A 7,962-nucleotide genomic window follows, 5' to 3' on the forward strand; every position below is an offset into this window, starting at 1 on the left:
ATGTGATCTCAGTATATTTATTAGTTATGCAGCTCAGTTATGCAACTTGACGCCAAAGCGCAGCGCGATGCCCAGGCCGATGGCCACCAGCGTGATGTTGATGAAGGACAGCGCCGCCACCAGGTCGGTCGAGCCGCCCGCCCACAGCGACACGAGCATGGCGCCGATCACTTCCGTGCCTGGCGAGAGCAGGTACACGCCCGTCGAGTATTCGCGTTCGAAGATCAGGAACACCATCAGCCAGGCGCCCAGCAAACCGTATTTGATCAGCGGCAGGGTGACGTCGCGCGTCACCTGGCCGCGGCTGGCGCCGACGGCGCGCGCCGCCTCTTCCAGTTCCGGCCCCACCTGCAGCAGCGCGGTGGAAATCAGGCGCATGCCGTAGGCCATCCACACGACGGAATACGCCAGCCACAGGGCGAAGATGGTCGAGCGCAGTTCGCGCAGCACGGGAATCACGTGGCCGCTGAGCCACAGGGCCACGCCGTTGTCCATGCCCTTCAGGATGCCGTCGAGCCAGGCCGGCACGAACAGGAACACCCACAGGAAGGACAGGCCGGCCAGCAGGCCCGGCACGGCGCGCGGCACCAGCACGCTGTAGTCGAGCAAACGGGTGATGCCGTCCTGCTTGCGGTGCATGGCCAGCGCGATGAAGCTGTAGCAGGCCACGGCCAGGGCGCCGCCGACGACGCCGATCAGGATGGTGTTGACGATGCCGCGCACCAGCGAGGGCTGGTCGAAGATGTCGCGGAAATGCTGCAGGGTCAGCACGTCGGCCAGGTGCACGCCCTCGCCCCAGTACTGCACGAAGGAGCGCAGCACGATGCCCGTCAACGGCAGGATGATGGTGAAGATCAGCCAGCCCGCCAGCAGGGCGAACGCCAGCCACTTCCAGCGGCCCAGCGGCATCGCCTTGCTGCGCGCGCCCTTGCCCTTGATCGACACGTATTTGTTGGCCGACTTGAGCAGCCAGCGCTGTATCATCACCAGCGGCATGGTCACCATCACGAGGCACACGGCGACGGCGGCCATCAGGTGGTAGGACGGCGTGCCCAGCTTGTTCGTCAGCTTGTACAGATAGGTCGGCAGCACCAGGTGGCCTTCCGGGTCGCCCAGCACCAGCACCAGGCCGAACACCTCGAAACCGAGGAAGAACACCAGCACGCCCGCATACGCCAGGGCCGGCATGATCATCGGCAGCGACACGTTCATCATCACCTGGATCGGCGAGGCACCGGCCACGCGGGCCGCCTCTTCCACGTCCGAGCCCAGGCTTTTCAGTGCCGACGAGGCATACAGGTAGACGTGCGGCACGTGCGTCAGGCCGGCGATGATGACGATGCTGGTAAACGAGTAGATATTCCAGGGCACGAAGCCGAGCAGCTCCTTGGCCCAGGTCGAGTAAAAGCCCACGGGGCCCATCGAGACGACGTAGCCGAAGCCCATCACCATCGGCGAGACAAAGATCGGCACCAGCAGCATGGGCGCCACCCAGCCGCGGCCCGGCAAGTCCGTGCGCACCATCAAGAAGGCCAGCATGCCGCCCAGCGGCACGGCGATGACGGTCAGGCCGAAGGCCAGCATCAGGCCATTCTTGAAAGCCATGGAGAAATCGGGATCATCGAAGATGAAACGGTAGGAATCAAAGCCGAATTCGCGCACCGGCATGAAGAACGGCGCGTTCAAAAAGCTCTGGTAGAAAATCAGGAACAGCGGCAGGAAAATGGCGACCAGGGTAATCGTCACGACCACGCCGCGCGGCCAGTTCAGGCGCGACAGGAGAGAGCGTGACCGGACAGGTAACGGCAGGATGGCAGTTTGCATGATGAATCCAATGAATGAAGGGTGCGGCATCCGCCCGCAAGCGAGGCTCGCGGGCGGCTAAGACGGCATTATTTTTTGCCGGCTGTCTCTTTCCATTGCTTCAGGAAGGCCATGCGCTTGGCCGGTCCCAAAAATTGCAGGATGATCGGGTGCACGGGAATCGGCTTGACGTTGGACGTGCCGATTTCCTTGATCAGCTCAGCCGAGGTGGTCTCGCCCGTGACGTCGGCGCGGATGGCGAACAGCTTGGCGCCGTTGGCGATGATGGTCTGGCCACGGTGCGACAGCACGTAGTCGAGCCACAGCTTGCCCGCGTTGACGTTCTTCGCGTTCTTGTTGATGAACTGCACGCGCGACAGGATCAGGGTGTAGTCCTTCGGCAGCACGACGCCGATCGACGGGTCGGTCTTGGCGCGCACCAGGGCGTAGGAGCCCAGCACGTTGTAGCCGATCAGGTTTTCGCCGGAGGAGATACGCTCCATCATGGTGCCCGTCGACGACTGCACGCGCACCTTGGCCGTGCCAAACGCGTTTTCCAGCGCCAGGAACTGCGGATATTCCTTGGCATCCTGCGCCATGAACATGAAGCCCACGCCGGATTTTTCGATATCGTAGGTCGTGACCTTGTCCTTGAATTTCGGCGTGGCGATCAGCTTGACGAAGTCGTCGTGGGTCTTCGGCACTTCCTTCGGATCGAGCAGGCGCTTGTTGTAGACGATGGCGGCCGGCTCGAACGTGGTGCCGTAGGCCTGGTCATCCCACATGGCCCAGCCGGGGATCTTCGACGCTTCGACGGACTTGTATTTCAGGGCGTAGCCGTCCGAGGCCAGGCGCATCTGCAGGTCCATCGCCGACGACCACATCACGTCGGCCGTGTTGCCGCCGGCGGCCACTTCGGAAATGAAGCGGTTGTACACTTCGGTGGAATTCATGTCGTTGTATTCGACGGAAATACCGGGATACAGGGCGCTGAAGTCCTTGATCAGGGGCGCTGCCGCCTTGCTGTCGGTGGCGCTGTAGATCACCAGCTTGCCTTCCTTCTTGGCCGCATCGACGATCTTCTGGTAGTCGGCCGGATAGCCGGACGGCACTTGCGCGAAGGCGGCGCCGGCCAGGCTGGCAAACGCGGTGGCAATGGCGGCTTGAAGCAGGGTCTTGGTGTACATGGGTTGTCTCCGTCTGTGAAATAGATTTTTTAATATGTAGTCGAACTCAGCGCATCAGGCCAAGTTCGGTAGCCTGCCGCGCATATTCATCGACCGCTTTCCTGACATACGCGGTCAGCTTTGGCCCCGTCAGGGCGAATGGATACAGGCCGGCCTGCGCGCGCCATTCGGCGAACTGCGGCGTGGCCATGGCACGGTCGAAGGTGGCGACCCAGCGCTGGTAGTCCGCGTCGGGCACCTGCGGCCCCATCCACACGCCGCGGATGATGGGCCAGACCACGTCGACGCCCTGCTCGCGCGCCGTCGGCACGCCGGCCAGCACGCCCGGCAGGCGCTTTTCCGCCAGCACGGCCAGCACGCGCGCATGGTTGGCGCTGGCGTTCAGGGTGGCTTCGGACGTATCGCCGGACACCACCTGCACGTAATCGGCCTGCATCGCCGTAAACACTTCGCCGCCCCCTTCCAGTGCCACGAAACGCAGCACTTTCGGGTCGATGCCCGCGTGGCGCGCCACCAGCGCCATCTTCAGCCAGTCCTGACTGCCGATGGTGCCGGACACGCCGATCAGCACCTTGTCCGGATGCCGGCGCAAGGCGTCGATCAGGTCCGCCAGCGTCTTGTAGGGCGAGTCGCTGCGCACGGCGATCATGCCGTAGTCGGCGCCCAGCGCCGCCACCCAGCGCACGTCGCCCGCCTTGGCGTTGCCGAACTTGCCCTGCGCCAGATTGAGCAGCGAGCCGCCCGAAAATGCCACCAGGGTGTTCGGCTCCGCGCGGCGGCGTTGCGACGCCATCGAATGCCAGGCCACCGCGCCGATGCCGCCGGGCAGATAGCTGATGCGCATCGGCGCCACGGCGGCTGCCGCGCTCTCCTGCGTCAGGCCTTTTTTCGCCAGCTTGCAGGTCAGGTCCATGGCGCCGCCCGGCTTGGACGGCACCACGCACTCGGCCGGCGCGGGCGCGCCGGCCTGCGCCCCGGCGAAGGCGGGCAGCAGGCAAAGCAAGGACAGGAACAGGGAGCGCAGCATGGTCATGCCTTAGAAGCGGTGCTGGATGCCGGCGATCAGGCCGCGCTGCGTGTCGCCGAAACCGGCATCGTCGCGCGACAGGCTGACCAGCTGGTTATGCTTGGCCTTGGCATACGCGCCGGCCACGTACAGGTCGGTGCGCTTGGACAGGGCATAGCGCAGGCGTGCCACGTACATGATCGGATCGGCATCCAGATTGGCGGGCACGTTCTTCACGTCCTGGTAGTAGATCACGCCCGTCAGCGTGATCACCGGCGTGGTCTTGTAGCTGACGCCGCCCCAGTACAGGGTACCGCGCACGTCAGGCTTGCCGGCGGCAGCCGGATCGAGCTTGTAGTCGCGCGCCACCGCCTGTACCTTCCACGGGCCGTCGTCATACATGGCACCGAGGTGAACAACGGTATTCTTGTCGCGCGCGCCGCCAACGATGGTATTGCCATTGACGCGTTCATACGTGGCCAGCAGGCTGACGGGACCCGTCTTGTACGTGACGGCCGTGGACAGCTTGGCGCTGTCCGACGTGCCCGTCGTCTGCTCGCCGAAGCCGTAGGACGCGCCGTAGCTGAAATCGCCCGTCTTGCCCGAGTACTTGACCATGTTGTCGAAGGCGGTGGTCATGCCGTACTTGCTTGGACCGCTGGCATTGCCCGAGGTGGCCCACGAATAGAACGGCGCATACGCCATCGGATCAAACGGCAGCACGAAGTCGTACACGGTGGTGAACGAGCGGCCCAGCACCAAGCGGCCGAAGGCGCCTTCCAGGCCCACGTTGGCCTGGCGCTTGAACAGCGCGCCGTCGGCGGCGCCCGTGTCGACGAGAATGCCGCCTTCCAGGTTGAACACGGCCTTCAGGCCGCCGCCCAGGTCTTCGCTGCCCAGGATGCCCCAGCGCGAGGTGTTCATGCCGCCGGAACTCACCTGCGTGACCGAGCCCTTGTTCGGACCGGCGTTGCTGGTGGTGCTGACGCCGGCGTCGAGGCGGCCGTACAGGGTGACGTTCGATTCGGCCTGGGCGCTGCCGGCGGTGGCCAGGACAGCCATGGCGGCCAGCGAGAATGCGGTTTTCTTCATGTAGAGTGTCTCCCTTAGATATAGTTATTAGTGATATGCCTGATCAATTTCATGAATCAGGATCACACTATATGAGCGCCATCCTTTCAATTCGCTTTCAGACTGACAGGTGTCGCCGGCCAGCCACAAATGACACAAACATATTCAGCGCCTCCCCTGCCGGCAGGCTTACACTGCACCCATTTCAACGAATGGCGGAGACCATGCGCATATTATTAGTGGAAGACCATCTGGAACTGTCGCACTGGCTGGCCAAGGCCCTGCGCGACGCGCACCTGACGGTGGAGACCGCCCACAACGGCGCCGATGCCGACGCCCTGCTGCACACGCAGGAATACTCCCTGGTGCTGCTCGACCTGACCTTGCCGAAAATGGATGGCCTGGACGTGCTGCGCCGCCTGCGCGCACGCGGCGGCACGCGCGGCAAGACCCCCGTCATGATACTCACGGCGCGCGGCGGCCTGGATGAAAAAGTGCAGGGCCTGAACCTCGGTGCCGACGATTACATGGCCAAGCCCTTCGAGCTGGCCGAACTGGAGGCGCGCGTGAAGGCCCTGCTGCGCCGCAGCCAGGGCAACGAAGCCCTCGTGCACACCTGCGGCGCCCTCAGCTTCGACACCGTCACGCGCATGTTCAGCTATGGCGGCGCGGCGCTGGCGCTCACGCCGCGCGAACATGCCGTGCTCGAAGCGCTGATCACGCGCTCGGGGCGGGCCGTGTCGAAGGAAAAGCTGTTCGACGAAGTCTTCGCGCTGGCCGACGACGCCAACCTGGACGCCATTGAGCTGTATATCCACCGCGTGCGCAAGAAACTGGAGAACGGCGTGGAGAGCGGCTCGCCCGACGGCGCCGTCATCACCACCCTGCGCGGCATCGGCTACCTGCTGCAGCCGCGCAGCGCCATGGCGCCGGCCGCGTCAAAATGAGCGCAGCAATGCAGCGCCTGCGCCGCCCCCTGATCGAGCGCCTGCGCCGGCGCTGGGCGCAAGGCCGGCCGCTGGGCACGCTGCGCAGCCAGCTGCTGCGCTGGCTGCTCATCCCGCTGGTGATGCTGGTGCTGCTGGACGCCGTCTTTGTGTACCGCAACGCCCTCGACGCGGCCGACATGGCGTATGACCGTTCCTTGCTGGCCTCGACGCGGGCGCTGGCCGAGCGCGTCTCCATCGTGGGCGGCAAGGTGGTGGCCGAAGTCCCCTACGTGGCGCTCGACAGCTTCGAGACCGATACCCTCGGGCGCATCTATTACAAGGTGACGGGTATCAATGGCGAACTGGTCTCGGGCTACGGCGACCTGCCGCCCGTGCCGAAAAACGTGCCACGCTCGCAGAACTATCCGGCCCTGGTGCGCTTCTACCACGCCGACTACCACGGCAAGCCGATACGCATCGCCGCCCTGCTGCAGCCCGTGTACGACGATTCGATGCGCGGCATCGCCCTGATCCAGGTGGCCGAGACGCTGGACGCGCGGCGCGGCCTGTCGAACCAGATCCTGTTCGATACCCTGATCTGGCAGGCGGCGATGATACTGGCGATGGGCGCCCTCGTGTGGTTCGCCGTGCGCCTGGTGCTGCAGCCCCTGATGCGCCTGAAGACGGAAGTCGAAACGCGGGCCCTGTCCGACCTGTCCGACGTCGATCCTGCGCTGGTGCACAAGGAGATGCGCCCGCTGGTGAGCGCCATGAACGGCTCCATGTCGCGCCTGCAGCAGCTGATCGCCAGCCAGCGCCGCTTCATCGCGGATGCCTCGCACCAACTGCGCACGCCCCTGACGGTGCTGAAGACCCAGGCCGAACTGGCCTTGCGCGAATGCGACCGCCAGGGCGCGGCGCCGCAGGACATGGCCGCCTTGCGCAACATCGTGCGCTCGATCGCCACCACCACCGATTCGACGGTGCTCTTGGCCAACCGCCTGCTGACCCTGGCGCGCATCGAACATGGCGGCGACAGCCTGGCCATGGACACCGTGCCCCTGCGCGACGTGGCGCAGCAGGTGGGCCTGGAAATGGCCATGGCCGCCGTCGGCAAGAATATCGACCTGTCGCTGGAAGCGCGCGACGAGGCGCCCGTGCACGGCCAGGCCCTGCTGCTGCACGAACTGGTGGCCAACTTGGTCGACAATGCCCTGCGCTACACGCCGCCGGGCGGCAACGTGATCCTGCGCGTGCGGAATCGGGACGGCGCTGGCGGTGCAACGGTACTGGAAGTGGAAGACAGCGGCCCGGGCATTCCGCCAGCCGAACGCGAACGCGTGTTCACGCCGTTCTACCGCGTCGGCGCGGCACTCGAGAGCAATCCCGGCGGCGCGGGCCTGGGCCTGGCCATCGTGCGCGACATCGCCGCCCTGCATGGCGCACGGCTGGAACTGGCGACGGCGGCGAATGGCCACGGCCTGAAAGTATGCGTGCATTTCGCCGCCACGCCAGTCGATGCTAAGATCGCACCCTGAGATTTTAAGGAAGGCACCCTGCCATGATGACCAAAGAAGATGTGACCGAACTGTTTGCCAATATCGCCGAGAACGCGCCGTGGGACTTGTCCCAGCCGCTGCTGTGGGGTTATTACTTCACCAACCCCACTTCCGCCCCGCTGGAACAGGCCGCCGCCCTGCTGGCGGTCCAGGGCTACCGCCCCGTGGAACTGTACCAGCCCGAGCTGGACGACCCGGCCGCCGCCCCGGTCTGGGTCCTGCACGTGGAAAAAGCCGAGGTGCACGGCGTCGACAGCCTGCACGCGCGCAATGGCGAACTGATGGCGTTCGCGCAGGACAACCAGCTGGCCAGCTATGACGGCATGGACGTGGGCCCCGTGGGCGCGCCCGCCGCGCCGCAGCTGTAAGGCACTCCGGCAATGAAAAAACGGCGCCCGCGGGCGCCG

At 65.1% G+C, this 7,962-nt stretch carries 7 protein-coding genes; 3 read left to right on the forward strand and 4 right to left on the reverse strand.

All coding sequences use genetic code 11. The annotated features are described in order from the left end of the window. Positions 1-33: 33 nt before the first annotated feature. The 4 genes from EBS11_RS04455 to EBS11_RS04470 all read right to left on the reverse strand — a co-directional run bounded on the left by EBS11_RS04455 (position 34) and on the right by EBS11_RS04470 (position 5,088). Entirely contained in the window at positions 34-1,824 is a 1,791-nt protein-coding gene (locus EBS11_RS04455) for an iron ABC transporter permease (protein WP_290600851.1), read from the reverse strand. Positions 1,825-1,892: 68 nt separating this feature from the next. After that, positions 1,893-2,990 (reverse strand): ABC transporter substrate-binding protein, encoded by a 1,098-nt coding sequence (locus tag EBS11_RS04460; protein ID WP_290600852.1) that lies wholly within the window; start codon positions 2,988-2,990, stop codon positions 1,893-1,895. A gap of 46 nt (positions 2,991-3,036) precedes the next feature. After that, positions 3,037-4,023 carry a tripartite tricarboxylate transporter substrate-binding protein gene (locus tag EBS11_RS04465; protein ID WP_290600854.1) on the reverse strand — a complete coding sequence of 329 codons (987 nt, stop codon included), beginning with the start codon at positions 4,021-4,023 and terminating at the stop codon, positions 3,037-3,039. Positions 4,024-4,026: 3 nt separating this feature from the next. Further along, complete coding sequence (locus EBS11_RS04470; protein WP_290600856.1) at positions 4,027-5,088, reverse strand: porin; 1,062 nt, start codon at positions 5,086-5,088, stop codon at positions 4,027-4,029. Positions 5,089-5,291: 203 nt separating this feature from the next. On the opposite strand from EBS11_RS04470, the gene EBS11_RS04475 reads away from it, so the two are divergent. Genes EBS11_RS04475 through EBS11_RS04485 form a run of 3 tightly spaced genes read left to right on the forward strand, consistent with a single transcriptional unit; the run spans position 5,292 to position 7,923 of the window. Next, the gene (locus tag EBS11_RS04475) at positions 5,292-6,014 is read left to right on the forward strand and encodes a response regulator (RefSeq protein ID WP_290600857.1); all 723 of its coding nucleotides are present in this window, start codon (positions 5,292-5,294) and stop codon (positions 6,012-6,014) included. Between the two features lie 8 nt (positions 6,015-6,022). Then, on the forward strand, positions 6,023-7,534 hold the full coding sequence (locus tag EBS11_RS04480; RefSeq protein WP_290600863.1) for a sensor histidine kinase: 1,512 nt from the start codon (positions 6,023-6,025) through the stop codon (positions 7,532-7,534). Between the two features lie 23 nt (positions 7,535-7,557). After that, positions 7,558-7,923, forward strand: a complete 366-nt coding sequence (locus EBS11_RS04485; protein WP_290600859.1) for a ribonuclease E inhibitor RraB — start codon at positions 7,558-7,560, stop codon at positions 7,921-7,923. Positions 7,924-7,962: the final 39 nt, after the last annotated feature.

The sequence above is a fragment of the Janthinobacterium sp. genome (genome assembly GCF_009923995.1).
In the GTDB taxonomy this organism is placed as follows: Bacteria; Pseudomonadota; Gammaproteobacteria; order Burkholderiales; family Burkholderiaceae_D; genus Janthinobacterium.

Coding starts and splice junctions, on each gene's coding strand:
- EBS11_RS04470 (WP_290600856.1), bottom strand. CDS start 5,088: ATGAAGAAAACCGCATTCTCGCTGGCCGCCATGGCTGTCCTGGCCACC.
- EBS11_RS04480 (WP_290600863.1), top strand. CDS start 6,023: ATGCAGCGCCTGCGCCGCCCCCTGATCGAGCGCCTGCGCCGGCGCTGG.
- EBS11_RS04485 (WP_290600859.1), top strand. CDS start 7,558: ATGATGACCAAAGAAGATGTGACCGAACTGTTTGCCAATATCGCCGAG.
- EBS11_RS04465 (WP_290600854.1), bottom strand. CDS start 4,023: ATGACCATGCTGCGCTCCCTGTTCCTGTCCTTGCTTTGCCTGCTGCCC.
- EBS11_RS04455 (WP_290600851.1), bottom strand. CDS start 1,824: ATGCAAACTGCCATCCTGCCGTTACCTGTCCGGTCACGCTCTCTCCTG.
- EBS11_RS04475 (WP_290600857.1), top strand. CDS start 5,292: ATGCGCATATTATTAGTGGAAGACCATCTGGAACTGTCGCACTGGCTG.
- EBS11_RS04460 (WP_290600852.1), bottom strand. CDS start 2,990: ATGTACACCAAGACCCTGCTTCAAGCCGCCATTGCCACCGCGTTTGCC.